General features: G+C 64.7%; 25 protein-coding genes. 18 read left to right on the top strand and 7 right to left on the bottom strand.

Annotation, left to right across the window (positions count from 1 at the left end):
* Positions 1–50: 50 nt before the first annotated feature.
* The 10 genes from xdhC to TabM4_RS02505 all read left to right on the top strand — a co-directional run bounded on the left by xdhC (position 51) and on the right by TabM4_RS02505 (position 10,596).
* Positions 51–989, top strand: coding sequence for a xanthine dehydrogenase accessory protein XdhC (gene xdhC / locus TabM4_RS02550; protein WP_434617971.1), 939 nt, complete (start codon positions 51–53; stop codon positions 987–989).
* Positions 986–2,530, top strand: a complete 1,545-nt coding sequence (locus tag TabM4_RS02545; RefSeq protein ID WP_434617968.1) for an ABC transporter ATP-binding protein — start codon at positions 986–988, stop codon at positions 2,528–2,530. Before xdhC ends, TabM4_RS02545 begins: the two co-directional genes overlap by 4 nt.
* 75 nt (positions 2,531–2,605) lie before the next feature.
* Positions 2,606–3,694 carry an ABC transporter permease gene (locus TabM4_RS02540; RefSeq protein WP_434617965.1) on the top strand — a complete coding sequence of 363 codons (1,089 nt, stop codon included), beginning with the start codon at positions 2,606–2,608 and terminating at the stop codon, positions 3,692–3,694.
* Positions 3,694–4,626, top strand: a complete 933-nt coding sequence (locus tag TabM4_RS02535) for an ABC transporter permease (protein WP_434621896.1) — start codon at positions 3,694–3,696, stop codon at positions 4,624–4,626. The genes TabM4_RS02540 and TabM4_RS02535 overlap by 1 nt, the downstream gene beginning before the upstream one ends.
* A gap of 50 nt (positions 4,627–4,676) precedes the next feature.
* On the top strand, positions 4,677–5,774 hold the full coding sequence (locus TabM4_RS02530; protein ID WP_434617961.1) for a BMP family ABC transporter substrate-binding protein: 1,098 nt from the start codon (positions 4,677–4,679) through the stop codon (positions 5,772–5,774).
* Positions 5,775–5,926: 152 nt separating this feature from the next.
* Positions 5,927–7,213: an NAD(P)/FAD-dependent oxidoreductase gene (locus TabM4_RS02525; protein ID WP_434617958.1), complete on the top strand. Its 1,287-nt coding sequence runs from the start codon at positions 5,927–5,929 to the stop codon at positions 7,211–7,213.
* An 83-nt stretch (positions 7,214–7,296) separates the two neighbouring features.
* Complete coding sequence (locus TabM4_RS02520; RefSeq protein WP_434617956.1) at positions 7,297–8,208, top strand: aldo/keto reductase; 912 nt, start codon at positions 7,297–7,299, stop codon at positions 8,206–8,208.
* The gene (locus TabM4_RS02515; protein ID WP_434617953.1) at positions 8,205–9,278 is read left to right on the top strand and encodes an NAD(P)/FAD-dependent oxidoreductase; all 1,074 of its coding nucleotides are present in this window, start codon (positions 8,205–8,207) and stop codon (positions 9,276–9,278) included. Before TabM4_RS02520 ends, TabM4_RS02515 begins: the two co-directional genes overlap by 4 nt.
* 90 nt (positions 9,279–9,368) lie before the next feature.
* A complete protein-coding gene (locus TabM4_RS02510) occupies positions 9,369–9,722 on the top strand; it encodes a carboxymuconolactone decarboxylase family protein (protein WP_434617950.1) in 354 nt (117 codons plus the stop codon).
* Between the two features lie 67 nt (positions 9,723–9,789).
* Positions 9,790–10,596, top strand: coding sequence for a glycoside hydrolase family 25 protein (locus TabM4_RS02505; RefSeq protein ID WP_434621894.1), 807 nt, complete (start codon positions 9,790–9,792; stop codon positions 10,594–10,596).
* Positions 10,597–10,617: 21 nt separating this feature from the next.
* Here TabM4_RS02505 and TabM4_RS02500 read toward each other — a convergent pair whose 3' ends face one another.
* The 5 genes from TabM4_RS02500 to TabM4_RS02480 all read right to left on the bottom strand — a co-directional run bounded on the left by TabM4_RS02500 (position 10,618) and on the right by TabM4_RS02480 (position 17,299).
* The gene (locus TabM4_RS02500) at positions 10,618–12,357 is read right to left on the bottom strand and encodes a methyl-accepting chemotaxis protein (RefSeq protein ID WP_434617948.1); all 1,740 of its coding nucleotides are present in this window, start codon (positions 12,355–12,357) and stop codon (positions 10,618–10,620) included.
* A gap of 208 nt (positions 12,358–12,565) precedes the next feature.
* Complete coding sequence (locus TabM4_RS02495; protein ID WP_434617945.1) at positions 12,566–15,064, bottom strand: GcvT family protein; 2,499 nt, start codon at positions 15,062–15,064, stop codon at positions 12,566–12,568.
* 141 nt (positions 15,065–15,205) lie between these two features.
* The gene (locus tag TabM4_RS02490; protein ID WP_434621892.1) at positions 15,206–15,997 is read right to left on the bottom strand and encodes an iron chelate uptake ABC transporter family permease subunit; all 792 of its coding nucleotides are present in this window, start codon (positions 15,995–15,997) and stop codon (positions 15,206–15,208) included.
* On the bottom strand, positions 15,990–16,769 hold the full coding sequence (locus tag TabM4_RS02485; RefSeq protein ID WP_434617942.1) for an ATP-binding cassette domain-containing protein: 780 nt from the start codon (positions 16,767–16,769) through the stop codon (positions 15,990–15,992). The genes TabM4_RS02490 and TabM4_RS02485 overlap by 8 nt, the downstream gene beginning before the upstream one ends.
* 2 nt (positions 16,770–16,771) lie before the next feature.
* The gene (locus TabM4_RS02480) at positions 16,772–17,299 is read right to left on the bottom strand and encodes a Fur family transcriptional regulator (RefSeq protein WP_434617940.1); all 528 of its coding nucleotides are present in this window, start codon (positions 17,297–17,299) and stop codon (positions 16,772–16,774) included.
* 68 nt (positions 17,300–17,367) lie between these two features.
* Between TabM4_RS02480 and TabM4_RS02475 the strand changes: the two genes are divergently transcribed.
* Together TabM4_RS02475 and TabM4_RS02470 are read left to right on the top strand one after the other, a co-directional pair.
* Positions 17,368–18,372, top strand: a complete 1,005-nt coding sequence (locus TabM4_RS02475) for a zinc ABC transporter substrate-binding protein (protein WP_434617937.1) — start codon at positions 17,368–17,370, stop codon at positions 18,370–18,372.
* 58 nt (positions 18,373–18,430) lie between these two features.
* A complete protein-coding gene (locus TabM4_RS02470) occupies positions 18,431–19,417 on the top strand; it encodes an aldose epimerase family protein (RefSeq protein ID WP_434617934.1) in 987 nt (328 codons plus the stop codon).
* On the opposite strand, the gene TabM4_RS02465 is transcribed toward TabM4_RS02470, so the two are convergent.
* Positions 19,414–20,661 carry a urate hydroxylase PuuD gene (locus TabM4_RS02465; RefSeq protein WP_434621890.1) on the bottom strand — a complete coding sequence of 416 codons (1,248 nt, stop codon included), beginning with the start codon at positions 20,659–20,661 and terminating at the stop codon, positions 19,414–19,416. The genes TabM4_RS02470 and TabM4_RS02465 overlap by 4 nt on opposite strands.
* 123 nt (positions 20,662–20,784) lie before the next feature.
* On the opposite strand from TabM4_RS02465, the gene TabM4_RS02460 reads away from it, so the two are divergent.
* The 4 genes from TabM4_RS02460 to TabM4_RS02445 are packed head-to-tail and all read left to right on the top strand — an operon-like array spanning position 20,785 to position 23,086.
* Positions 20,785–21,723 carry a LysR substrate-binding domain-containing protein gene (locus TabM4_RS02460; RefSeq protein ID WP_434617931.1) on the top strand — a complete coding sequence of 313 codons (939 nt, stop codon included), beginning with the start codon at positions 20,785–20,787 and terminating at the stop codon, positions 21,721–21,723.
* The gene (locus tag TabM4_RS02455) at positions 21,720–22,394 is read left to right on the top strand and encodes a hypothetical protein (RefSeq protein ID WP_434617928.1); all 675 of its coding nucleotides are present in this window, start codon (positions 21,720–21,722) and stop codon (positions 22,392–22,394) included. The genes TabM4_RS02460 and TabM4_RS02455 overlap by 4 nt, the downstream gene beginning before the upstream one ends.
* A 54-nt stretch (positions 22,395–22,448) precedes the next feature.
* Positions 22,449–22,664 (top strand): FitA-like ribbon-helix-helix domain-containing protein, encoded by a 216-nt coding sequence (locus tag TabM4_RS02450; RefSeq protein WP_434617925.1) that lies wholly within the window; start codon positions 22,449–22,451, stop codon positions 22,662–22,664.
* The gene (locus TabM4_RS02445) at positions 22,661–23,086 is read left to right on the top strand and encodes a PIN domain-containing protein (RefSeq protein ID WP_434617922.1); all 426 of its coding nucleotides are present in this window, start codon (positions 22,661–22,663) and stop codon (positions 23,084–23,086) included. Before TabM4_RS02450 ends, TabM4_RS02445 begins: the two co-directional genes overlap by 4 nt.
* Here the strand turns inward: TabM4_RS02445 and uraH are convergent.
* Positions 23,071–23,430, bottom strand: a complete 360-nt coding sequence (gene uraH, locus TabM4_RS02440; protein ID WP_434617919.1) for a hydroxyisourate hydrolase — start codon at positions 23,428–23,430, stop codon at positions 23,071–23,073. The genes TabM4_RS02445 and uraH overlap by 16 nt on opposite strands.
* Before the next feature lie 155 nt (positions 23,431–23,585).
* Between uraH and puuE the strand changes: the two genes are divergently transcribed.
* Together puuE and TabM4_RS02430 are read left to right on the top strand one after the other, a co-directional pair.
* Positions 23,586–25,001, top strand: coding sequence for an allantoinase PuuE (gene puuE / locus TabM4_RS02435; protein WP_434617916.1), 1,416 nt, complete (start codon positions 23,586–23,588; stop codon positions 24,999–25,001).
* Positions 24,998–25,840 carry a bifunctional allantoicase/(S)-ureidoglycine aminohydrolase gene (locus tag TabM4_RS02430; RefSeq protein WP_434617914.1) on the top strand — a complete coding sequence of 281 codons (843 nt, stop codon included), beginning with the start codon at positions 24,998–25,000 and terminating at the stop codon, positions 25,838–25,840. Before puuE ends, TabM4_RS02430 begins: the two co-directional genes overlap by 4 nt.
* Positions 25,841–25,859: the final 19 nt, after the last annotated feature.

Below are 25,859 nucleotides of genomic sequence, written 5' to 3'. Positions count from 1 at the left end.
TTTCGTCACGATTTCTGTGTGCAGAAATCGCCTTGCACCGGAGGCGCTGGATGTTTGACCTCGCCACCCTCGCCGCCACCGTCGCCGCCCACGGTCCCACCGCCCGTGTGCTGATCGCCGGGCATGACGGCTCCAGCCCGCGCGAGGTCGGAGCATCCATGCTGGTCTGGGCCACCGGCCAGTCCGGCACCATTGGCGGCGGCGCGCTGGAACATGAGGCCACGACCCGCGCCCGCGCCCACCTTGCCGAAACCCGCCCCCTCCTCACCCGCGAAGCCTTGGGCCCCAAACTCGGCCAATGCTGCGGCGGCGCCGTCACCCTGCTGACCGAGGTCTTCACCCTCGACAGCCTCCCCGCCTCCGACTCGGGCGTGATCGCCCGCCCCGTCGATGGCCGTCCCATCCCCCTCGCGGTGAAGCGCCTGCTTGCCCGCGCGCGCGGCGAAGGCATCCTTCCCCGCCCCGTCCTGCTGCAAGGCTGGATGGTGGAGCCCGTGGCCCGCCCCGACCGGCATCTCTGGATCTGGGGCGCGGGCCATGTTGGGCGCGCGCTGGCCTCCGTCATGGCCCCGCTGCCGGGCGTCGCGATCACATGGGTAGATATTGCCGAGGACCGCTTCCCCGCCGACCTGCCGCCGAACGCAACCAGACTGGTCGCAGCCGACCCCACCCTCGCGATAGCCCATGCGCCGAAGGATGCCGAACACCTGATCGTCACCTTCTCGCATGCCCTCGACCTCGATCTGTGCCACGGGTTGTTGACCCATGGCTTCTCCACCTGCGGGCTGATCGGATCGGCGACGAAATGGGCGCGCTTCCGGTTACGACTTGCCGCCTTGGGCCATGCCCCCACTGCCATCGCCCGCATCGATTGCCCCATTGGCGACCCCGCCCTTGGCAAGCATCCACAGGCCATCGCGCTGGGCGTCGCCACCGACTTCCTTCGCAGGAAACACCAAGACGCGTCACGACAGGAGAACGCGGGATGACAGGGACACCCACCACCCCAAGGCCGGAACTGCTAGCCGTGCAGGGCGTGACCAAGGCCTATCCGGGCGTCGTCGCCAATAGCGACGTGTCCTTTTCCATTGCCGAGGGCGAGGTCCACGCGCTTCTGGGCGAGAACGGCGCGGGCAAATCCACGCTGGTCAAGATGATCTACGGCCTCGTGAAACCCGACAGCGGCACGATGCGCTTTCGCGGCCAACCCTACCAGCCCGCCGAACCCCGCGCCGCCCGCACCACCGGCGTCGCCATGGTCTTCCAGCATTTCAGCCTGTTCGAGGCGCTGAACGTCGCCGAAAACGTGGCGCTTGGCATGGAAAACCCGCCCCCGATGCGCGAACTCGCCACCCGCATCCGCGCCGTGTCCGAGGAATACGGCCTCCCCCTCGATCCGACCCGCATGGTGGGCGACCTCTCCGCCGGTGAACGGCAACGGGTAGAGATCATCCGCTGCCTCCTGCAGGATCCGAAACTCCTGATCATGGACGAACCCACCTCCGTCCTGACCCCGCAGGAGGTGGAAATCCTCTTCAAGACCCTCCGCCAGCTTTCCGCCGAAGGCACAGCGATCCTCTATATCAGCCACAAGCTGGAAGAGATCCGCGCGCTCTGCGACGAGGCGACGATCCTGCGCCGCGGCAAGGTCGTGGCCACCTGCACACCGCGCGAACGCTCTGCGCGGGAGATGGCGGAACTGATGGTCGGCGCCACCCTCACGCCACCCGCCCGCGCGGCACAGCCCAAAGGGGCCACCGCTCTGGAGGTGACGGGGCTTTCCGTCGCCTCACCCATCCCCTTCGGAACCAGCCTCAAGGACATTTCCTTCCGTGTCGCGAAGGGAGAGGTGCTTGGCATCGCGGGCGTCGCGGGCAATGGGCAGGACGAGTTGCTGCTCGCCCTCTCCGGCGAACTTCGCGCATCACCACAGGCGATCCGGATCGACGGGCAGCCGATGGGGGCCGCAGGCCCCAACGCCCGCCGCGAGGCTGGCCTCGTTTCCGCGCCGGAAGAACGGCTAGGCCATGCCGCCGCGCCCGACATGACACTTGTTGAGAATGCACTTCTGTCGGGCGCAGTCCGCAAGGGGCTGGTCAAGGGCGGTTTCATCGACTGGGCGGCGGCGAACATCTTCGCCGAAGGGATCGTCAAGGATTTCGATGTCCGCACCCCCGGCACCCATGTCGCCGCCCGCGCGCTTTCCGGTGGCAACCTGCAGAAATTCGTCGTGGGGCGCGAGCTTTCGCAATCTCCCGGCGTGATCGTCATCAACCAGCCCACATGGGGCGTCGATGCCGCCGCCGCCGCCGCGATCCGGCAGGCAATCCTTGACCGCGCAGCCGCCGGAGCCGCAGTCGTGGTCATCAGTCAGGACCTCGACGAACTCTTGGAAATCGCCGACAACTTCGCCGCGCTGAACGAAGGGCAGCTGACGAAGCCCCGCCCCGTCGAAGGGCTGACAATCGACGAGATCGGCCTGATGATGGGCGGCGCCCACGGGATGGAGGTGGCGCATCATGCGGTGTGAGTGCGACCGGTTCTCGAAGACTTTCGCAACTTCCTTCGCAGGAAATCGGTCCCCTTCGCCCATGGAGTGCCGCGCATGATCCGGCTGGAAAAACGCCCCTCGCCCAGCGCCTTCTGGCAATGGGCCACACCCGTCCTCGCCGTAATCCTGACCATGATTGCGGGTGGGATCATGTTCGCCCTTCTGGGCAAGAACCCTGTCGAGGCGATCCGCACCATCTTCTGGGACCCGCTCTTCAACGAACAGTTCGCTGCCTATTCCCGCCCACAGCTTCTGGTAAAGGCCGGACCGCTGATCCTGATAGCCGTCGGGCTGTCGCTTGGGTTCAAGGCGGGCATCTGGAACATCGGGGCCGAGGGGCAGTACATCATGGGTGCCATCTTCGGCGCGGGTGTGGGCCTTGCGCTCTATCCGGTGGAATCGCGACTCATCTTCCCGGTGATGGTCGTCGCGGGCATCTTCGGCGGCTGGCTCTGGGCGATGATCCCGGCCATCCTCAAGACGCGGTTCAACACCAATGAAATCCTCGTCTCGCTGCTTCTGGTCTACGTTGCGCAGAATATCCTCGCCTCGATGTCCATCGGCCTGCTGCGCAATCCCGAAGGGGGCGGCTTCCCCGGGAGCCGGAACCTCAGCCAGATTCCTGCCATGGCCAACCCCGAACTCATCCCCGGCACCGGGATGCATTGGGGGGTCATCGCCGCCTTCATGGTGGTGATCGCGGCCTATGTCCTGCTGCAACGCCACATCCTCGGCTATCATATCAAGCTGGCGGGTCAGGCCCCCAAGGCCGCCCGTTTCGCGGGTGTCAGCCCCAGCCGCCTCGTGATCCTCTGCATGGGCCTTTCGGGTGCGCTGGCGGGCATGGCCGGGCTGTTCGAAGTTGCGGGCCCCTCGGGCCAGATCAGCATCGACTTCAACGTAGGCTACGGCTTCACCGCCATCATCGTGGCATTCCTTGGCCGCCTGAACCCCATCGGAATCCTGCTGGCAGGGCTTCTCATGGCGCTCACCTATATCGGCGGCGAACTGGCCAGCTTCATGCTGTCGCTGCCCTCCGCCGCGATTCAGGCCTTTCAGGGGATGCTCCTGTTCTTCCTGCTGGCCGTGGACCTGCTGACCAATTACCGCATTCGCATCGGCACGAAGAAAGAGGTGGCATGATGGATCTCGCCAGCATCAATCCGGCGATCCTTATCGCCTCGCTCATGGTGGCCTCGGTTCCGATCATCCTTGCGGCGATCGGCGAATTGGTGGTGGAAAAAGCGGGCGTCCTGAACCTCGGGGTCGAGGGGATGATGATCATGGGGGCGATCTGCGGCTTTGCCACCGCCGTGGGCACGGGCAGCCCCGTCCTAGGCTTCGTTGGCGGGGCGCTGGGGGCGGCGGCCCTCTCGCTCGTCTTCGCGGTGCTGACGCAAGTCTTCCTTGCCAATCAGGTGGCCACGGGCCTTGCACTCACCCTCTTCGGGCTGGGCCTGTCGTCCATGATCGGGCAGGGCTATGTCGGTATCAAGCCGCCTGCCACGGGCGAGGTGCCGATGGGTCCGCTGACCGACATCCCCTTCCTTGGCGAGGTCCTCTTCAGCCATGACTGGATGGTCTACGTCTCCATCCTCGTCATCGCGGCCGTCTGGGCGGTGCTGAAATACACCCGAACGGGCCTGATCCTGCGCGCCGTGGGCGAAAGCCATGATGCCGCCCACGCACTCGGCTACAAGGTCACGCGCATCCGCGTTCTGGCCATCCTGTTCGGCGGCGCGATGGCGGGCCTCGGCGGGGCCTACATCAGCCTGATCCGCGTGCCGCAATGGACCGACGGCATCACCGCAGGCGCGGGCTGGATCGCCCTTGCCATCGTCGTCTTCGCAAGCTGGAAACCGTGGCGCGTCCTGCTTGGCGCCTATCTTTTTGGCGGCATCACTGTGCTACAGCTTAATCTGCAGGCGGCCGGGGCGCGAATCCCTGTCGAATACTTGTCGATGAGTCCGTATCTGATAACCATCCTCGTGCTGGTCATCATGTCTTCTGGCAAGGGCAAGGCGGCGCTGAACGCGCCCGCCGCGCTGGGCCAGAACTTCCACGCCTCGCGCTGAGGCACAGACGAAACCGGGGTCGGCTGCCGACCCCCAACCGGGAGCAAGAAATGAAGAGAAGAACGATCCTGAAGGGCGGCGCCGCACTTGGCCTCGCCTCGATGATGGGGGGGAAGATGGCCCTTGCGCAGGGCCTCGAGAAGGTCAAAGCAGGGTTCGTCTATGTCGGCCCCATCGGTGACGGCGGCTGGACCTTCCAGCATCACGAAGGCGCGCTGGCGGTGCAGGAAGCCTATGGCGACAAGGTCGAGATCGTGTGGCAGGAAAACGTCCCGGAAGGCGCGGATGCCGAACGCGTGCTGACCCAGATGGCGCTTTCGGGCTGCAACATTATCTTCACGACGTCGTTCGGCTTCATGGACCCGACCAACGCAGTCGCCGCCAAGTTCCCGGACATCAAGTTCGAACATGCGACCGGCTACAAGCGCGACCACGCCAACGTCTCCACCTACAACGCGCGCTTCTACGAAGGCCGCGCGGTGCAGGGCCACATCGCGGGCAAGATGACCAAGTCGAACAAGATCGGCTACATCGCGTCCTTCCCGATCCCCGAAGTCATCATGGGGATCAACAGCTACTACCTGCACGCCAAGAAGGTGAACCCGAACGTCGAGCTTTCCATCGTCTGGGCCTTCACCTGGTTCGACCCGGCAAAAGAGGCCGATGCGGCCAAGGCGCTCATTGATCAGGACGTGGATGTGATCGCGTCGCACACCGACTCGACCGCGCCGCTGGCCGAAGCGGCCAAGACCAATGGCGCCGTCATCGGTTTCGGTCAGGCCTCCGACATGGCTGACTACAAGCCGACCCCGCGCGTGTCCTCCATCATCGACAACTGGGCACCCTACTATGTGAAGCGTGTGGGCCAGCTGCTGGATGGCACCTATGCGCAGATCGACGCATGGGAAGGCATCGCAGGCGGCGAAGTGGAGATTGGCGAAATCACCGATGCCGTTCCCGCCGATGTGAAGGCCGAGGCCGAAGCGATGCGCGATGCCATCGCGGCGGGCACCTACCACCCCTTCACCGGTCCGATCAACAAGCAGGACGGCAGCGCATGGCTGGCCGAAGGCGCAGTCGCGCCGGATGGCGACCTGCTGGGCATGATGTTCTATGTCGAAGGCATCACGGGCGAAATCCCGTCCTGATCCGGCATGACGCCAGCACCCTCAAAGGTCCGCTTCGGCGGGCCTTTTTCATGTGGCATGGGCGGAATCGTCGCAGCCATGATTCAGATCAAACAAATTCGCCGCCTTGAATGTATAATTTCCCATGTTCTTTTCCATGGGAGGAATTTGGGATGGCGCATGTCGTAGTCTTGGGGGCGGGCCTTGGCGGGGCCATCATGGCCTATGAGTTGCGGGACCAACTCCGAAAGGAGGACAGGGTCACCGTGGTGACCAAGGACCCGAAGTATCACTTCGTCCCCTCCAACCCGTGGATCGCCGTGGGCTGGCGCGACCGCGAAGAAATTACCGTCGATCTGGAACCGACGATGAAGAAGAAGGGCATCGACTTCATCCCCGTCGCCGCCGAGAAACTGCACCCGGAGGAAAACCGCATCGCTCTCGTGAACGGGCAATCCGTTTCTTACGACTACCTCGTCATCGCCACCGGCCCTGAACTTGCCTTCGACGAGATCGAGGGCTTCGGTCCGCATGGCGGCCATACGCAATCGGTCTGCCATATCGACCATGCTGAACAGGCGAAACTCGTCTTCGACGAACTGGTAAAGAACCCCGGCCCCGTCATCATCGGCGCGGCGCAAGGCGCCTCCTGCTTTGGGCCGGCCTATGAATTCCTCTTCATCCTTGAAACAGCGCTGCGGCGCGCCAAGGTCCGCGACCGGGTGCCCATGACCTTCGTCACCTCGGAACCCTATATCGGCCATCTGGGCCTTGACGGGGTGGGCGACACCAAGGGCCTTCTGGAATCCGAGATGCGCGCAAAGCACATCAAGTGGATGACCTCGACCAAGGTCAAAAAGGTCGAGGCGGGAAAGATGACCGTGGAAGAGATCGCCGATGACGGAACCTCGAAGGGTGAAAGGGAACTCCCCTTCGCCTTTTCCATGATGCTGCCCGCCTTCCGCGGCATCAAGCCCGTGTCCGGAATCGAGGGCCTGTCGAACCCCCGCGGCTTCACCATTGTGGACAAGCACCAGCAGAACCCGAAGTATCCCAACATCTTCGCCGTCGGCGTCTGCGTCGCGATCCCGCCGATGGGTCCCACTCCGATTCCCGTGGGCGTGCCCAAGACCGGCTTCATGATCGAATCCATGGTGACGGCGACCGCCCACAACATCGGCAACATCGTGCGCGGCAAGGAACCCGACCGGGTGGGCACTTGGAACGCCGTCTGTCTTGCCGATTTCGGCGACGGGGGCGTGGCCTTCGTGGCCCAGCCCCAGATTCCGCCGCGCAACGTGAACTGGTCCTCGTCGGGCAAATGGGTCCATATGGCCAAGATCGGGTTCGAGAAGTACTTCATACGGAAACTGCGCAAGGGCGTGTCGGAACCCTTCTATGAGACTCTGGCGCTCAAGACCCTGGGGATCGACAAGCTCAAGGAAACCCAGCAGGGCTGACCCCGCCGCGATTGTCGTTGGCCGCCGCGAAAGCGGCGGCCTCCCGCTTTTCTTCCGCCGCGCGGCATGGCAGGTTCCGGCCCATGACCACGCCCCTCTCACCACTTGCCTTCGGCTGCATGCAATTCGGTGGCCGCGCCGATGCTGCCGCCTCACGCGCGCTGTATGACGCCTGCCGTGCGGCGGGGATCACCCATTTCGACACGGCGAACGGCTATACCGACGGTCAATCCGAACGCCTGCTTGGCCAGTTCGCCAAAGGCGACCCCGGGATTAGTATCGCCACCAAGGTGGGCTACGACGGCGGCGCAGGCCGCGCCAACCTGACCCGGCAGTTCGACGAAAGCCTGCACCGCCTTGGCACCGACGGGGTGGATCTCCTCTACCTGCACCGTTTCGATCCGGCGACCCCTCTGGAAGAGACGCTCTCCCTCTTCGTCGAATGGCAACTTGCCGGTCGCATAGCCCGCATCGGCCTTTCGAACTTCGCTGCATGGCAGGTGATGAAGGCGCAGGCCATCCTTGCCCGTTTCGGCAGCCGGGTGGACGTTATCCAGCCGATGTACAACCTCGTGAAACGACAGGCCGAGGTGGAAATCCTGCCCATGTGCGCCGACCAGCAGATCGCCGTGCATGCCTATTCCCCACTTGGGGGAGGCCTCCTTACCGGGAAATACGCCACAGGCGGCGCGGGCCGCCTTGCCGAAGACAGCCGCTATGCCGCCCGCTACGCGCCCGAACCGATGCACCGCGCCGCCGCGGGCCTTGCCGGCATTGCCACCGAAGCAGGCACCCATCCCGCCACCCTTGCGGTGGCATGGGTCATGTCCTGCCCCATCACGCCCGTGATCCCGCTGATCTCGGCCCGCGACGCGGAACAGCTTGCTCCCTCGCTGGCTGCCATGCATTTCCCCCTGACGCCGGACCTGCGCACACGCCTTTCGGCGCTTTACCCTGCACCGCCCCCGGCCACCGACCGACTGGAAGAGTCATGACCGATTTCCTCATCATCGGCGGCGGGATCGCAGGCATCTCGGCAGCGGCCCGCCTTTCCGAACTCGGCTCCGTCACCGTGCTGGAGGCAGAGGCCGCTCTGGCGCATCACGCATCAGGCCGTTCCGCGGCGCTGTATGAACCGCGCTATGGCGCGCCTGCCGTGGTGGAACTCTCCCTCGCCTCGGAAGACCACTTCCGCGCGACCGAGAATATCCTTTCCCCACGCGGCCTTATGATCGTGGCCAAAGCTGATCAGAGGGACGATTTCGAAACCGAGATGCGCGACATGCAAATGACGCGCTGCACGCTGGACGAAGCGCGCGCCATCGTCCCCATCCTGAACCCCGATACCGTCGCGATGACGGCCTATGCAGACCATGCATGGGACATCGACACCGATCTTCTTCTGCAGGGTTTCGCGCGCGAGGCAAAGTCGCGCGGCGCGCAGGTCGTCACCAATGCCCGCGTCACCGCCATCGCCAAGGGCGGCGAGGGCTGGACCGTCACCACAGGGGCGGGCGAATTCACCGGCCGCCTGCTGATCAATGCCGCAGGCGCATGGGTGGATGAGGTGGCCACCAAGGCGGCCATCCGCCCCCTCGGCTTTACGCCCAACCGCCGCTCCATGGCACGCATCCCCGCTCCGGGGGATCACGACATCTCGCGCTGGCCCATGGTCTTTGGTGCGGGCGAGACATGGTATGCCAAACCCGACGCGGGCGCCCTGATCGTCTCTCCCGCAGAGGAAGACCCGCAAGCCCCGCATGACGCCTGGGCAGATGACATGGTGCTGGCCGAGGGCCTTGCCCGCTATGAAGAGATGGTCACCGAACCGGTCACGCGGCTGATCTCCAACTGGGCTGGGCTTCGCACCTTTGCGCCTGACCGGGTGCTGGTGATCGGGCGCGACCTGCGCGATCCCTCCTTCTTCTGGCTGGCGGGTCAGGGCGGATACGGTTTCCAGACCTGCCCCGCCGCAAGCCGCCTTGCCGCCGATCTGATTGGCGGGCGGCCGACCGGCCTGTCTGCCGCTCTCACCCGCGCCCTGGATCCCGCCCGTTTCGGATAAACATTCCACAGTCTGAATTTGATTTGACGCAAGTCAAGGCAAGCCTGCCCGTCCGGGCCTATCGGTCATCAAGATCGAAAGGACCGAAAGATGAGCTACAAGGCAAAGATCGCAGACATGCGCGGCGAAATCCGTGTGATGAACAAGCTGATCCCCGAAACCGCCGCGGGTTTCGGCACCCTGTCCAAGGCGGTGAAGGAGAACGGCCCCCTTTCCTTCAAGGAAAAAGAATACATCGCGCTGGCCATCGCCATCAGCCAGCGCTGCGAACCCTGCATCAACTTCCATGTCGAGGCCCTGATGAAATCCGGTGCCACGCGCGAGGAGTTGGGGGATGTTCTCTCCATGTCCATCCAGATGGGCGGCGGCCCTGCATTGATGTATGCCGCCCATGCGCTGGCCTGCTGGGATGAATTGGCGGCCCCTGCCATAGCCGCCGAATAGGCGGATCGTCGCAGAGTGGCCCGGAAATCCGGGTGACAGGGCGGCGCGGATGGGTCAGCATCCTTCCATGATCCTGCGCGCCCTCGCCCTTCTGTCCCTCACGGCCCTTGTCGCCTGCGGTGGCCCGCCCACCGTATCCACAACCGGGATGCGCAGCGTCAGCCTGCCCGTCGCACAGGTCGTCCCGCCGAACTTCAGCGATGCCAAACCCGTAAGCTTCGGCGGCAACGGCCCGGAACGCCATCCCGTCCACGGCATCGACGTCGCCCGTTTTCAGCAATCTATCGACTGGGGCACCGCCCGCGCGAACGGGGTCAACTTCGCTTTCATCAAGGCGACCGAAGGCGGCGATCTGATAGATCCCATGTTCCGCGACCACTGGCGCGGCGCAGGCCGCGCAGGCGTCCCGCGCGGGGCCTACCACTTTTTCTACCACTGCCGCCCCGCGGCGGAACAGGCGGCCTTCTTCATCCGCAACGTGCCCCGCACTCCCGGGGCACTGCCGCCGGTGCTGGATATGGAATGGACGCCCTTCTCGCCCACCTGCACCATCCGCCGCGCGCCCAATGTGATCCGATCCGAAGCGAAGATCTTCCTCGACATCGTCGAGGGGTATTACGGTCAGCGCCCGATCATCTATTCGACCGTGGATTTCTACCGCGACAACCAGATGTGGCGCGTCGGCCCCTATCCGTTCTGGCTGCGCTCCGTCGCAGCCCATCCCGACGAGGTCTATGGCGGCCGCCACTGGAGTTTCTGGCAATATACATCGACCGGGCTGATCCCCGGAATCGCGGGCGAGGTGGACATCAACGTCTTCGATGGGTCCGAGGCCGATTGGGCGGCCTGGCTTGCGGCACATCGCCAGCCCTAGGCCGCCCCGCCCAGTTCACCATCACGCGCGGCGTTTCTCGAACTCCGGCAGGGACACCCCACGGCCTGCCAGCATCGACCCGATCTTGTCCATCAGGTCCGACGGCAGCCCGCTCAGGTTCAACCCGCCCACAGGCGCAGCCGAGGCCTTCAACCTGAACCGTCCGATGGCCGCCCGCATCGCCTCGGACGAGGTCTGCAACTCCGCCGCCCCGGAGGCAAGCTGCTCTGCTTGATTGCTGGTCTGTGTCGCCGCATTCGCCACTTCGCCGATGGCCGTGGTGATCTGGGCAACGGCGCGCGACTGTTCATCCCCCGAACTCGCGATGCTGCCGACCAAAGTTTCCACCTCGGCGATGTCATGCGAGATGCGGTCGAAGGCGCGCCGTGTCTCGTCGGCGATGGAAACGCCCGTCGCCACACGCTGCGATGCATCTTCGATCAGATCGCCACTCTCGCGCGCCGCCCGCGCCGACCGCCCGGCAAGGTTCCGCACTTCCTGCGCCACTACGGCGAAACCGCGGCCATACTGCCCGGCCCGCGCCGCCTCCACCGCAGCGTTCAGTGCAAGCAGGTTGGTCTGGAAGGCGATCTCGTCGATGACCTTGATGATCTTGGCGATATCGTCCGAAGACGACCGGATCGCCTCCATCGCCTGCACCATGCCGATCACCTTCTCCTGCCCTTCCTTCGTGGCCGAAGAGGCGCTGCTCGCACGATGGCTGGCCAGATTGGCCGAGTTGGCATTGGCGCGCACCTGCGCATCCGTCTCTTCCGCCGAGGCGGAAATCTCGTCCACGGAGGTGCTTGCCACTTGCGCATTGTCGGCCAGCGTATGGGCGCTGCTGGCAATTTCATCCACCGTCGACGACACCTGACGCACCTGATCCCCGATCTGGTGGAAGGTCGCGTTCAAACCGTCATAGGCCTGCTGGAAGGCCTCCGCCACCAGCCGGAACTCTCCCGGAAATTCCTGAGGCCGGATCTCGCGGTCAAGCCGACCCTGCACGATATCCTCGGACATGCTCTGAATCTCGCGGATCGTGCGGCGGAAGCTTTCCGAAATGGCATCCATCGCCTCGTTGATGAACCCGCGGTCACCGCTGAACCGTTCGATCTGGTAATCGAATCGGCCTTCGGCAAAAGCCTCGATGCAGGTGATGATCTTGCGCTTGGTCGCGATATGGTCGCGCACCATCTGATTGACGTTCTCCACCACCTCTGCGAATTCCGGCGTGAACCCTGCCGGATCGATGTATTCGTGGATGAACCCGTCCTGATGCGCCTTGGCCATCTGACGCAGCGTCGCGACGAGGTTGTTCACCTGCGCCTCGTTCTCGGCAAAGACAGTGCGGTCCTGCCATTCCACCAGCATGCCAACCAGATGCCCCGTCGCATCGCGATGCGGAATGGCACGGAAGGCCAGCCTGCGCCCACCGATGGTGAACTTGCCGTCATGCGGTTCGGCAAGGTCCGTCATTAACCCGCGCTGGTAAGAGGGATTGCGGTGGAAGAAATCGATCGACTTGCCCACCACATCGCGTGCCGTGAAATTCGGCAGGTCGCGGCGGATCTCCTCCTCGATCGCCTCGAACATCCGGTATCCCGCCTCGTTGACGAAACGAACGATCATGTCGGGATCCGCCAGCATCACGGGGTTCGTCAGATGGTCAAGCGTGTGCAACACGCCGATCCCTGCTGCCAACTGCTGGAGGGACTCATCGGGCGCACCGCCCTTCCCCTTCTGTGCCGTTGCTGCCATGCTCCGTCCCTTTCGTGCCGTCAATAACTGCAGGATGATAATTCCGATGCTGTTCAGAACGGATCTATGTCAGCATTCGTTAGGCACCCTGAGGCCGCGAAGGGATGAACCCCACCTGTCAAAGGTATGGTACAGTCTTGACGTAAATCAAAAAGGGCACCGGACCTGTGTCCGATGCCCTTTTCGCCAGTTTTCCTGATGCGGCGGATCAGCCGTCCACGCGGATACGCTCGTTCTTCGGGTCGAAGGGGCTATCCTCCGTCACCACGGCATCCCATTCCTGCCGCAGCATCTTGACCTTCAGTTTCGTCCCCGGTGTCGCCAGGTCGGGGCGAACATATCCCATACCAATCTGCTTGCCGAAGGCCACAGACCAGCCGCCCGATGTCAGACGACCCACCTTGTCACCGTTCAGAAGCAGCGCCTCCTTGCCCCACGGATCGGCATCCGACGGCCCGTCGATCAGCAGTGTCACGCATTTCGAACGGATGCCCGTCTCAAGCATCTTCGCCTTGCCCCGGAACTCCTTGGACAGGTCCACGAATCGGTCCAGCGCGGCCTCAAGAGGGGTCGCATCACGGCCAAGCTCGTTGCCGAAAGCGCGATAGGATTTTTCCTGCCGCAGCCAGTTCTGCGCCCGTGCGCCAACGGGTTTCAACCCGTGCTTCTCTCCCACCGACCAGATCAGGTTCCACAGATAGCGGCCCATCTCCACCGGATGATGCAACTCCCAACCCAACTCGCCCGTATAGGCCACACGCACTGCCCGCACCGGGCACATCCCCAGCTCGATATCCCGGTAGCTCAGCCACGGGAACCGCTTGTTGCCCAATACCGTCTCGGGATCGGCGTCCTTGACGATCTCCTTCAGGATGGCGCGGCTGTTCGGTCCCGCCAGCGCAAAGACACCCCATTGCGTGGTGATGTCATGGATATCGAAATATCCACCGCCCTGCGCCATCCAATCCTCGGCCGACTTGATCAGGAAATCGGCGTCATAGGCCGTCCATGCGCCCGCCGAGATGAGGTAGTACTCATTCTCCTTCAACCGGACGATGGTGTATTCCGTCCGCGTCGTGCCGTGATCGGTCAGCGCATAGGTCAGGTTGATCCGCCCCACATTTGGCAGCTTGTTGCAGGTGAACCAGTCAAGGAACCCGGTCGCCCCCGGCCCGCGCAACAGATGCTTGGTGAAGGCCGTGGCGTCGATAATGCCCGCCGTCGTGCGAATGGCGTTCGCCTCCGCCTCGGCATGGGGCCACCACGTCCCGCGCCGGAAGGACCGCCCGTCATGGTCGAACGTCGCGGGTGCATCCTTGGGACCATAATAGTTCGGTCGTTCCCAGCCGTTCACCTGCCCCATCTGCGCGCCCATGGCGATCTGGGCGTCATAGTTGGGCGCGGTGCGCAGCGGGCGGCAAGCCTCGCGCTCTTCATCCGGGTGATGCAGGATGAAGACATGCTCATAGCATTCCTCGTTCTTGCGCGCGGCATATTCGGTGGTCATCCAGTTGCCGTAGCGCTTGGGGTCGAGGCTCGCCATGTCGATCTCGGCCTCGCCCTGCGTCATCATCTGCGCAAGGTAATACCCCGTCCCGCCCGCCGCGGTGATACCAAAGCTGAAGCCTTCCGCGATCCACATGTTCCGCAGCCCCGGCACCGGGCCGACCAGCGGGTTGCCATCGGGCGTATAGCAGATCGGACCGTTATAATCGTCCTTCAGGCCCACGGTTTCCGATGACGGAATGCGATGGATCATCGACATGTATTCCGCCTCGATCCGCTCCAGATCCAGCGGGAAAAGATCCGCCCGGAAAGACTGCGGCACGTCATAGAGGAACCGCGCCGGGGCATTCCGCTCATAGGGGCCGAGGATCCAGCCGCCCCGTTCCTCGCGCACATACCATTTGGCGTCCGCGTCGCGCAGCACCGGGTGCTGCGGATTGGTCTTGCGCCATTCCACCAGCGCCGGGTCCGGCTCGGTGACGATATACTGATGTTCCACCGGAATGGCAGGGATCTTGATCCCCAAAAGCCGCGCCGTCCGCTGCGCATGGTTGCCAGTGGCCGTCACCACATGCTCTGCATGGATGTCGTACTTCTCTTCGGTCGGCACCAGATTGCCGCCCCGATCCTCCATCTTCGTGACCGACACGATCCACTCGCTGCCCGTCCAGCGATAGCCATCGACCTGGATCTTCCGTTCGATCGTCGCGCCTAACTGCCGCGCGCCCTTGGCCATGGCCTGCGTCACATCCGCCGGATTGATATAGCCGTCCTGCGGGTGATACAGCGCGCCCACCAGATCCTCCGTCCGCACCAGCGGCCAGCGATCCTTGATCTCCTTCGGCGTCAGGAATTCGTGATAGACGCCCGCCGTCTCGGCAACAGACGAATACAGCATGTATTCATCCATCCGCTCCTGCCGCTGGGCCATGCGCAGGTTGCCCACGACATAGAAACCGGGGTTCAGCCCCGTCTCGGCCTCCAGCCCCTTGTAGAAATCGACGCTGTATTTGTGGATATGCGTCGTCGCATAGCTCATGTTGAACAACGGCAGCAGCCCTGCCGCGTGCCATGTGGAACCTGCGGTCAACTCGTCCCGCTCCACCAGCATCGTGTCCCAGCCGGCCTTGGCAAGGTGATAGGCGATGCCGTTCCCGACGGCACCACCGCCGACGACAAGGGCTTTGACATGGGTCTTCATGGGGCGACTCCGCGGAAAGGTGTTTTGCCTCCTTATCTGCCCGAACACGGCACAAGGGGACAAGACAACCCGACCCTTGCGAGACAAAAGCGACATGCATGTAAAATGCGCGACTTCGCCGCGGCCACTCGCCCTAAGGAGTCAGCGCCGTCCGACCCGCCCGAACAGCGCCGATGCCGCAAACAGAACCGCCGCCGCCGCGATGATCGACGGACCCGCGGGCGTGTCCTGCCAAAGCGAAAGCTGCAGCCCTGCCACCGATGACGCAGCCCCGATCACCGCCGCCATCACAGCCATCGCCTCCGGTGTCCGGGCAAGGCCCCGCGCCGCCGCAGCCGGGATGATCAGCATGGCCGCAATCAGCAGCGCACCCACAACCTTGATCGCCACAGCCACAACCACGGCCAGCGCCAGTGTCAGCACCAACCGCTCCCTCGCGGGGTTCAGACCAGAGGCATGGGCCAGATCCTCGTTCACCGTCGCCGTCAGCAGCGCCTGCCACCGCCATACCAGAAGGCCCAGCACAAGCGCCGCCCCAACCCAGACCAGCAGCAGATCTCCCCGGGTCACGGCAAGGATATCCCCGAACAGCCATGCCGAAAGGTCGGTCCGCGCGCCGGGAACGAAACTCACCGCCACCAGACCAAAGGCCAGCGCGGAATGCGCCAGCACCCCCAGTGTCGTATCCATCGCCCAGCCTCGTGCGGCCAGCGTGGCCACGGTGAAGGCCATCGCCAGCGCAACCACCAACGTGCCGAATGTCACCGGCAGATCGGCCGCCAGCGCCAGCGCCACCCCAAGGATCGCGGCATGGGAAGTCGCATCGCCGAAGTAAGCCATCCGCCGCCACACGACGAAGGAACCGAGAGGCCCGGTAGCAAGCGAAAGCCCTACCCCGGCCAGCGCCGCGCGGATCAGGAAGTCGTCAAGCATGGTCATGCGTGTGATGAGGGTGGTGATGTCCGTGGTGGTGATTCGCATGCCCCTCGCCATGGTCATGGCTGTGGTCATGCACATGCTGATACAGCGCCAGCGCCCCCTGTGTGCCCAACCCGAACAGCGCACGATACTCCGGCGCGGTGGAGACCACCCTTGGCGTTCCCTCGCAGCAGATATGCCCGTTCAGGCAGATCACCCGGTCCGATGCCGCCATCACCACGTGCAGGTCATGACTCACCATCAGCACCGCCACCCCCGTCTCGCGCCGCACCTCTTCGATCAGCCGATAGAAGGCCGCCTCGCCGGGTTGGTCCAGCCCCTGCGTCGGCTCATCAAGCACAAGGATGTCAGGCCGCGCCAGCAGCGCCCGCGCCAAAAGCACACGCTGGAACTGCCCGCCCGACAGGTCCACCATCTGCCGAAGGGCAACCTCCGGCACGCCCACCCGTTTCAACGCCGCCTCGGCCTCGGCATCGCCCACCCGCTTCGGCAGGGAAAGGAACCGCCGCACCGTCATCGGCAATGTGCGGTCGATGGCCAACCTCTGCGGCACATAGCCGACCACCATCCCCGGTTTGCGCAGCACCCGCCCGCCGCTCGGCAACAGAATACCCAGCAAGGCCCGCAGCAAGGTCGACTTGCCCGAGCCGTTCGGCCCCAGAATGGTGACGATCTCGCCCGGCTGCACGGCAAGCGAGACATCCGTCAGGACCGGATGCCCCTCCAGCGTCACCGATAACCGCTCGGCCGCGATCAGCGCCTCCATCCTCACGCCTCCCGGCAGGCGGGGCACAGGCCCAGTGCCTCGATGTTCGACCGTTCCACAGTGAAACCCAGCGCCTCCGCCGCCGCGTCCAGCGCCGCCCTCACGTCGGCAGCAGGGGCCTCGGCAACATGGTTGCACTGGCGGCAGATCAGGAACACAGGTGCATGCTCCTCGCCCGGATGCATACAGGCCGCAAAGGCGTTCAGCCGACGGATACGATGGGCCAGCCCGTTCTCCACCAGAAAATCCAGCGCGCGATAGGCAACCGGCGGCTGGTTCCCGAACCCCTCCGCCGCCAGCCGTTGCAAAACGTCATAGGCACCCAGCGCCCGATGCTCTTCCAGCAGGATCTCCAGCACGCGCCGCCGCACCGGCGTAAGCCGCGCACCCTGCGCCGAAGCAAGGGCCTCGGCCCGCGCCAGTACATCATCTGCGCACAGGCTGTGGTCATGCCGTGCAAAGGCCGCCTCCGGCGGTGCCGAACAGCCGGGGCAGGCCTCGGAATGATCATGCGGATGCAGATGCGCCATGCGGCCCCCTTGACATGTTATATAATAACATACATAGGCCCGCGTGATCCAAAGGAAGGGCCATACCAATGCGTTATATCATATCCTCAGCCATTGCCACCCTCGCCACCACCCTTCCCGCCCTGGCCGAAGTGCCCCGCGTCGTCACCGATATCCATCCCGTCCACTCCCTCGTGGCGCAGGTGATGGGCGATCTCGGCACGCCCGAACTGCTCCTCTCGCAAGGCGCCAGCGAACACGATTTCCAACTCCGCCCTTCACAGGCTGCAGATCTGGCCGAAGCAGACCTTGTGGTCTGGATCGGCCCCGAACTCACCCCTTGGCTTGACCGAGCGCTGGACGGCCTTGGCGAAGGCTCCGCCCGCCTTGCCCTCCTTCAGGCACCCGGCACCGAAACCCGCGAGTTTTCCAAGGATGGCGCGCATGGCGCCGAAGGCGACCATGACCACGGGCACGATCACGGGCATGACCACGGGCACGAGGAGGCCGCCGAAGACGCAGACCATGACCATGCAGAGGCAGGCCATGACGACCACGGGCACAGCCACGACGGCATCGACCCGCACGCATGGCTCGATCCTGCCAACGCCGAGACATGGCTGAACGCAATCTCCGCCGAACTCTCACGGCTCGACCCCCAGAACGCCGCGACCTACACGGCCAACGCCGCCGCGGCTGCGGCTGAAATCAAGGCGCTGGACGCCGAGATCGCCGCCACCCTCGCGCCGCTGCAGGGCCAACCGATTGTCGTCTATCACGATGCCTACGGTTACTTCGCCGCCCATTACGGGCTGGAAATCTTCGGCTCCATCGCCCTCGGCGATGCCACCGCCCCCGGCGCGGCCCGCCTTGCCGACCTTCGCGACGGCGTCGCCGCGGGCACCTCGCTTTGCCTCTTCCCCGAGGCACAGCACGACCCCGCGCTTGTCCAGCAACTGGCCGAAGGCACTGGCGCACGGGTCGGCGGCGCTCTCGATCCGAACGGGTCCACAGTGGAACCCGGACCCGCGGCCTATGCCACGCTTCTGCGCAACCTCGCCCAGACGATGGTCGCCTGCGCGCAAGCTTCCTAAGCGCTTGACCCCTGCCCCCTCACAGGCCACCACTGGCACAAAGGGGCAGGAGGCAAGCATGACGGATCGGCAGTTAGGCATCACGCCCTTCGGCATCACCACGCGGGGCGAGGCGGTGCAGAGCATCACTATAGGGCGCGACGGGCTGGCCGCTTCTGTCCTGACGTGGGGTTCCGTCCTTCAAGGGGTCTGGCTCGAAGGCACCTCCCGCAGCCTCACCCTCGGCTCCGACCGGCTATCCGATTACGAAGGCGACATGCGCTATCACGGCTCCCTCATCGGGCCGGTTGTCAACCGCTTCACTGATGCCCGCGCCACCATCGACGGGCAGGAACTCACCTTCGAGGCCAATCAGGACGGCCGCCATTGCCTCCATTCCGGCAGCGCGGGCACGCATCTAAAGGTCTGGCGCTTGGCCGAGGCGACGGAAGACAGCCTCCGCCTCGAACTCGACCTCCCCGATGGCGAGGGCGGCTTCCCCGGCAATCGGCGCGTCACGGCGATGTGGCATGTCGATGGCGCGAGCCTGCACCTGCAGGTGCATGCCACCACCGACAGACCGACCCCCGTCAACTTCGCCAACCACAGCTACTGGAACCTCGACGGCACCCCCACATGGGCCGGGCACCGCCTGATGATCGCCGCCGAAAGTTACCTTCCCACCACGCCCGACTTCACTCCCACAGGCGAAATCCGCCCTGTCGAGGGCACCCCGATGGATTTCCGCAAGGCCCACCGCATCGAACCGGGGCTGGACCTCTTCGACAATTGCTACATCCTCGGCACCGCTCCGGGTCCGCTGCGCGAGGTGCTCCGCCTGACCGGTCAATCGGGCATCGGCCTTGCCGTCTCCACCACCGATCCGGGCGTTCAGGTCTACGATGGCCGCAACGCCTTCCGCCCCGGCCATGGCGCGCATGAGGGCTTCGCGATCGAGGCGCAGAACTGGCCCGATGCGCCCAACCACGCGGGCTTTCCCTCCATCACGCTGGAACCGGGGCAGGACTACCGCCAGCACACCGTCTGGCGCTTCACCCGCGACTAGCCTTCGACCCCGCCCACACCTGTGCTGCGGAACCACTCCACGATGGCGGCCCGTTCCTCGGGCTCCATATAGCTTAGATTGCCCGGCGGCATGGCATGCGACACCCCGGCCTGCAGATAGATACGCCGCGCCTCATGCGCGATCTGCGCGGGCGTCTCCAGCACCACCCCCTTCGGCGGCCAATACATCCCGTCCCATGCAGGTTCCGCCGCATGACACATGGAACACCGCCCCTGAACGATGGTCACCACATCGTCAAACCCGGTGGACGAGGCATAGGTCAGCGCCGCGCCCGAAAGTGCCGCGCCCTCCTCCTCGCCCGGCGCCGCCACCTTCATCGGCGCGGTCGAAAGCCATGCGATGATCAGGAACAGCACCGCCGTCGCCGCCCATGTCCAATGCGGGCTTCCCTTGCGGGCATGCTGGGTGTTGAACCAATGCCGGATCGTCACACCCATCAGGAACACCAAAGACGCGATCAGCCAGTTGTACTGCGTGGCAAAGACCAGCGGATAATGGTTCGACAGCATCAGGAACAGCACGGGCAGCGTCAGATAGTTGTTGTGCGTGCTGCGCTGCTTGGCGATCTTGCCGTATTTCGGGTCTGGCGTGCGACCTGCCTTCAGGTCCGCCACCACGATCTTCTGATTGGGTATGATCACCATGAACACGTTGGCCGACATGATGGTCGCCGTGAATGCCCCCAGATGCAGCAGCGCCGCCCGCCCTGAAAACACCTGCGTATATCCCCAGGCCATAGCCACCAGCACCACGAACAGCGCCACCATCAGCCCCGTCTGGTTCGCATTCACGAAAATCCGGCACAGCGTGTTGTAGACCAGCCAACCAAAGGCCAGCGACGCGACCGAAATCGCGACCGCCTGCCACGTCTGCAACTCCATCACCGTCGGATCGATCAGGTAAAGGTCCGCGCCCAGGTAATAGACCAGAACCAGCATCGCGAACCCCGAAAGCCAGGTCGCATAGCTTTCCCATTTGAACCACGTCAGATGTTCGGGCAGCCGCTCCGGTGCCACCAGATACTTCTGGATGTGATAGAACCCGCCGCCATGGACCTGCCATTCCTCGCCATGGGCCAATTCCGGCATCCCCGGCGCCTTCCGCAGCCCAAGGTCCAAAGCGATGAAATAGAAGGACGACCCGATCCACGCGATGGCCGTGATCACATGCGTCCAGCGCGCCGCGATCTCCACCCATTCCCACAGCACGGCCCAATCATAGATACCTTCCATCGGCGCGGCTCCCCTGTCCTTTTGCTGAAAGGCTATACCGCTGCGCATTCCCCTGTTAATCCTGCAAATGCCCAATCACTTTCAAATCGCGGCAAAGAATGGGGCGCGGCGGCCATGTCCTATGTGAACAACATCAGAATGTTCGTGCGTGTCCATGAATTGGGCAGCATGAGTGCGGCCGCCCGCGATCAGCGCTGCTCTCCCGCCGTCGCCTCTGCCCGGATATCCGAGTTGGAAAAGCATCTCGGCGTCCGCCTCTTCAACCGCACAACCCGCAGCCTGCAACCCACCGAGAACGGCCGCATCTTCTATGACGGCGCGCGCCGCATCCTAGAGGCGATAGACGAGGCCGAGGCAGCGGTCATGGATGTCACGCAAAACCCGCGCGGCACCATCTTCGTGGCGGCTCCCTTGGGCATCGGCCGCCGCTTCATTGCGCCCCATGTCCCTGCCTTCAAGGACCAGTATCCCCAGATCGAGGTCCGCCTCCGCCTGTCCGACCGCGTGATCGACGTCACGGCCGAAGGGCTCGACATCGCCTTCCACCTCGGACTGCTGGAGGATTCCACCCTCAAGGTCCGCCTCATCGCCGACTGCCCGCGCATCCTCTGCGCCGCCCCCGCCTATATCGCCCGGCGCGGCATACCCGCCGATGGCGCGGCGCTGGTGGGCGACCGGCACGATTGCCTCAACCTCCGCTTCCCCGGTGCCAAGGAATTCCAGTGGACGTTGCAAACCCCCGACGGCCCCCGACGGTTCGAGATCACAGGCCCCTACGAATCCGACGATGGCGACGTGCTGACGGGCTGGGCGCTCGACGGTCGGGGCATCGTCCTGAAACCGATCTTCGAAGTGGCCGAGCATCTGAAGGAAGGCACTCTCGTCCCCGTCGCCACCGCGACGCCGCCGCTTCCCACGCAGCTATCCGTCCTGTCGCAGCATCGCAGGCTGAAGGACCCAAAGGTCCGCCTCTTCACCGATTACATCGTCACCCGCATCAAGGCCGACATGACCGCCCGCATGGCAGATCTGCCAGCCTTCCCCAGCCCGTGACTCTGGAAACCCTGATCGACGCCCCGCCGTGGCGCGTTGCTATCGCCGATGGCACCGGTGATGCGCTAGTCCTCGCCTTCTCCTCCATCGGCCACGACGCAGGGCGCATACCCTCGCCCGAGTTCGTGGCCTCCGCCCGCGCTGGCAACCGCCGCGCGCTCTTCTTCATGGACGAAAGCCGCAGCTTCGGCCTCGACCCTAGTTTTCCAGCCCTGCTGCAAGCAGCGCGCGAGGCCGCAGGTCCCGCCCGCCGGACCCTCGCCACAGGCTCCTCCATGGGGGCCGTCTGCGCTCTGCGCGCGGCGGCTCATATCCCAGTAGATGCTATCATCGCCCTTGGTCCGCAATCGCGTCTGCACGATCCGCGCTGGCACCGATGGACCGCCCGCCTCGCCGATCCCGGCCCACCGCCCTACATGCCAAACACTTGGACGATCCTCTGCCACGGACTTCTGGATGACCGGGATCAGGCCATGGCATTCCCCCCTGCGCCAGGGGTGGACCACCTGCTTTTTCCCGCCCTTACCCATGCCCGCCTCGCCCCTCACCTGCGCGAACGCGGCCTGCTGCAGGGCCTGATCGACGCCGCCCTCACCCCCGATCGCCGCCGCATTTTACGCATTTTGGCATCCGCAGGTGGGGTCAGGCGCGGCAAAGGTATGGGTTCTTAAGATATCAGTGATGTCGGTCGTTCCATCCTGCGGGGGCAGAAAGGGACATCGACCATGGCCAGCATCATCATCCGCAATCTGGAAGACGACGTCAAAGCCCGGCTCAAGCTGCGTGCCGCAGCTCGCGGTCGCTCGATGGAGGAGGAGGCCCGCGACGCCCTGCGTCAGGCGGTCGGTGCCGCCGACCCGCGCGCCAATATCGGCACCGTCATCGCCGCCCGCTTTGCCGCGCTGAACGTCACCCTTCCGCTCATGGACCGGCAGGCATGATCCTGCTCGACACCCCGGTGCTCTCGGCCCTGATGGAGCCTGTGCCGGACCCCCGCCTGCTCGACTGGTTCGCCGCCAATCCGGCGGCCAGTCTCTACATCTCCACCGTGACCGAGGCGGAACTCCTCGCCGCCGCCGCCCGCCTGCCCGACGGCCTGCGCCAACGCACCATCGCCCAGATCGACGCCATGGTGTCCGAGGATTTCTCGGGGCGCGTCCTCTCGCTCGACAGCGGGGCCGCGCGCGACCTTGCCGCCATACTTGCCCGCTCCGCGCGTATGACACGGCCCATTCCCATGGTCGCGGCCCAGAACGCCGCCATCGCCCGCGCCAATGGCGCAAGGCTTGCGACCCTCAACCCCGACGCCTTCGCGGGCACCGGGGTGGAACTGATCAACCCGCTCGATCAGGACCCGCGATAGGTCGAATAGGCAAAGGGCGAAATCAGCAGCGGCACATGGTAATGCTGCCCCGCATCCGGCACGCCAAAGCGGATGGGGATCTGGTCAAGGAACAGCACCCCCTCTCCCGCCTGCCCCGTTGCCCGCAGATACTCCCCCGCATGAAAGACCAATTCATAGGTCCCTTCGGAGAAGGTCTCTCCTGCCAACATCGGCGCATCGGTCCGCCCATCCGCATTCGTCACCGTCTCGGCAATCTTGCGATGCGAATTGCCGCTCACCCGATACAGGGCGATGGTCACCCCCGCCGCAGGCTTCCCCCGCGCCGTATCCAGAACATGCGTCGTCAAGCGTCCACCGGCCATGCCATCCTCCTGCCTTACCACCCCATCCTAACCTCAACCCGGACCACCGCGCGACAGGATCGCACCCGGATAGGTCTTTCTGGCATTTTTTGATAAACCCCGACGCGCTTCCCGCCTAAGCTTGCCGCAGCACAGCACAAACGGGGATCACCGACGTGAACCGCTATCCGCGCGATTTCCGGGGCCACGGCCCCAACCCGCCCGATGCGAAATGGCCGGGGGGGGCAAAGATCGCCATATCCCTCGTCCTCAATTATGAAGAGGGCGGCGAGAACAACCTCCTGCACGGCGACGCCCAGTCCGAGGCCTTCCTTTCCGACATAGCCGGTGCGACCCCGTGGCCGGCGATGCGCCACTGGAACATGGAGTCGATCTATGACTACGGCGCACGTGCAGGCTTCTGGCGCCTTCACCGCCTCTTCACCGAACGCAACCTGCCCGTCACCATCTACGGCGTCACCTCCGCCCTCGCCCGCAACCCTGAACAGGTAGCCGCGATGAAGGCGGCAGGCTGGGAAATCGCCTCCCACGGCCTGAAATGGGTCGATCACCGCGACATGCCCGAGGATGTCGAACGCGCCCAGATCGCGGAATCCTTCCGCCTGCATGAAGAAGTGACAGGCGAACCCCCGCGCGGCTGGTATACGGGCCGCTGCTCCATGAACACCGTCCACCTCACGGCCGAAACCGCCCGCCTCGACTGGATCTCCGACACCTACGATGACGACCTGCCCTACTGGCTGGAACTCGGCGACCGCGACCAACTGGTGATCCCCTACACGCTTGAGGCGAACGATATGCGCTTCGCCACCGCCCCGGGCTATATCGAGGGCGAGCAGTTCTTCACCTACCTGCGCGATACATTCGACACCCTCTATGCCGAAGGCCAGCAAGGCCGCGCCAAGATGTTCTCCATCGGCCTGCATTGCCGCCTGATCGGACGCCCCGGCAAGATCGCGGGGCTGAAACGCTTCCTCGACTACGCGCAATCCCACGAAGGCGTCTGGTTCGCCCGCCGCATCGACATCGCCCGCCACTGGGCCGCCACCCACCCCCACCACCGCATCGAACGCCCTTCGCAAATGACCCGCGACAGGTTCGTCGAACGCTTCGGTGGCATCTTCGAACATTCCCCATGGATCGCCGAAGGCGCATGGGCGCTGGAACTCGGCCCCGCGCATGACTGCGCCACGGGCCTGCACAACGCGCTGGCGCGCATCTTCCGCAGCGCCTCGCCCGACCAGCGCCTCGCCGTCCTGCGCGCCCATCCCGACCTTGCCGGGAAACTCGCCGCCGCGAAACGCCTGACACCCGAATCCACCGCCGAACAGGCCAGCGCCGCGCTCGACGCGCTGACCGATGACGAACGCGCCACCTTCCAGCGGCTCAATACCGAATACGTCGCCAAGCACGGCTTCCCCTTCATCATCGCCGTGCGCGACAACACCAAGGCCTCGATCCTTCAGGCCTTCGCCACCCGCATCGGCAACGACACCGCCACCGAATTCACCACCGCCTGCGCGCAGGTGGAACGCATCGCCGAACTCCGCCTCAAGGACATCCTGCCATGACCGGCTATTACGCCCCCACCGGCGGCTTGCCGCCGCAAACCGCCCTGATGACCGGCCGCGCCATCTTCACCACGGCCTATGCCTTCCTGCCCAAGGGCGTCTTTTCCGACATCGTCACCAGCTATCTCCCGGGCTGGGCAAAAACCCGCCTCTGGCTGATCGCCCGCCCGATGACAGGGTTCTCGGAAACCTTTAGCCAATATGTGATGGAGGTCGCCCCCGGCGGCGGCTCCGATGCGCCCGATCCGGAAACCGGCGCGGAACACTGGCTCTTCTTCACCCATGGCCTCGCCACCCTCACCATCGGCGATCAGGCACAAGAGGTGGAATCCGGCTCCTACGCCTATATCCCACCCGGCACCCGCTGGACCCTGCTCGCCGAAGGCGCTGAACCCGCCCGCTTCCACTGGCTGCGCAAGCTCTACGAACCCGCGCCCGGCCTCGCCATCCCTGACCCGATCCTGATCAACGAACGCGACCTCGCCCCCATCGCCATGCCCGACACGCAGGGGCGCTGGGCCACCACCCGTTTCGCCGATCCCGCCGACCTGCGCCACGATGCCCATGTGAACATCGTCACCTTCCAACCCGGCGGCGTCATTCCTTTCGAGGAAACCCATGTCATGGAACACGGCCTCTTCGTCCTCGAAGGCAAGGCGGTCTACAAGCTGAACACCGACTGGGTCGAGGTCGAGGCAGGCGATTTCATGTGGCTCCGCGCCTTCTGCCCGCAGGCCTGCTATGCCGCAGGCCCCGGTCCCTTCCGCTACCTCCTTTACAAGGATGTCAACCGCCACGCCAAACTGCGCGGACCGGGCGCCTTCGGCCCGACGCGCTAAGCGCAATCCCTTCCGGCTT

It is taken from the genome of Tabrizicola sp. M-4, from assembly GCF_051132405.1.
Lineage (GTDB): Bacteria > Pseudomonadota > Alphaproteobacteria > Rhodobacterales > Rhodobacteraceae > Paragemmobacter.
This window is presented reverse-complemented; position numbering and strand designations above follow the sequence as displayed.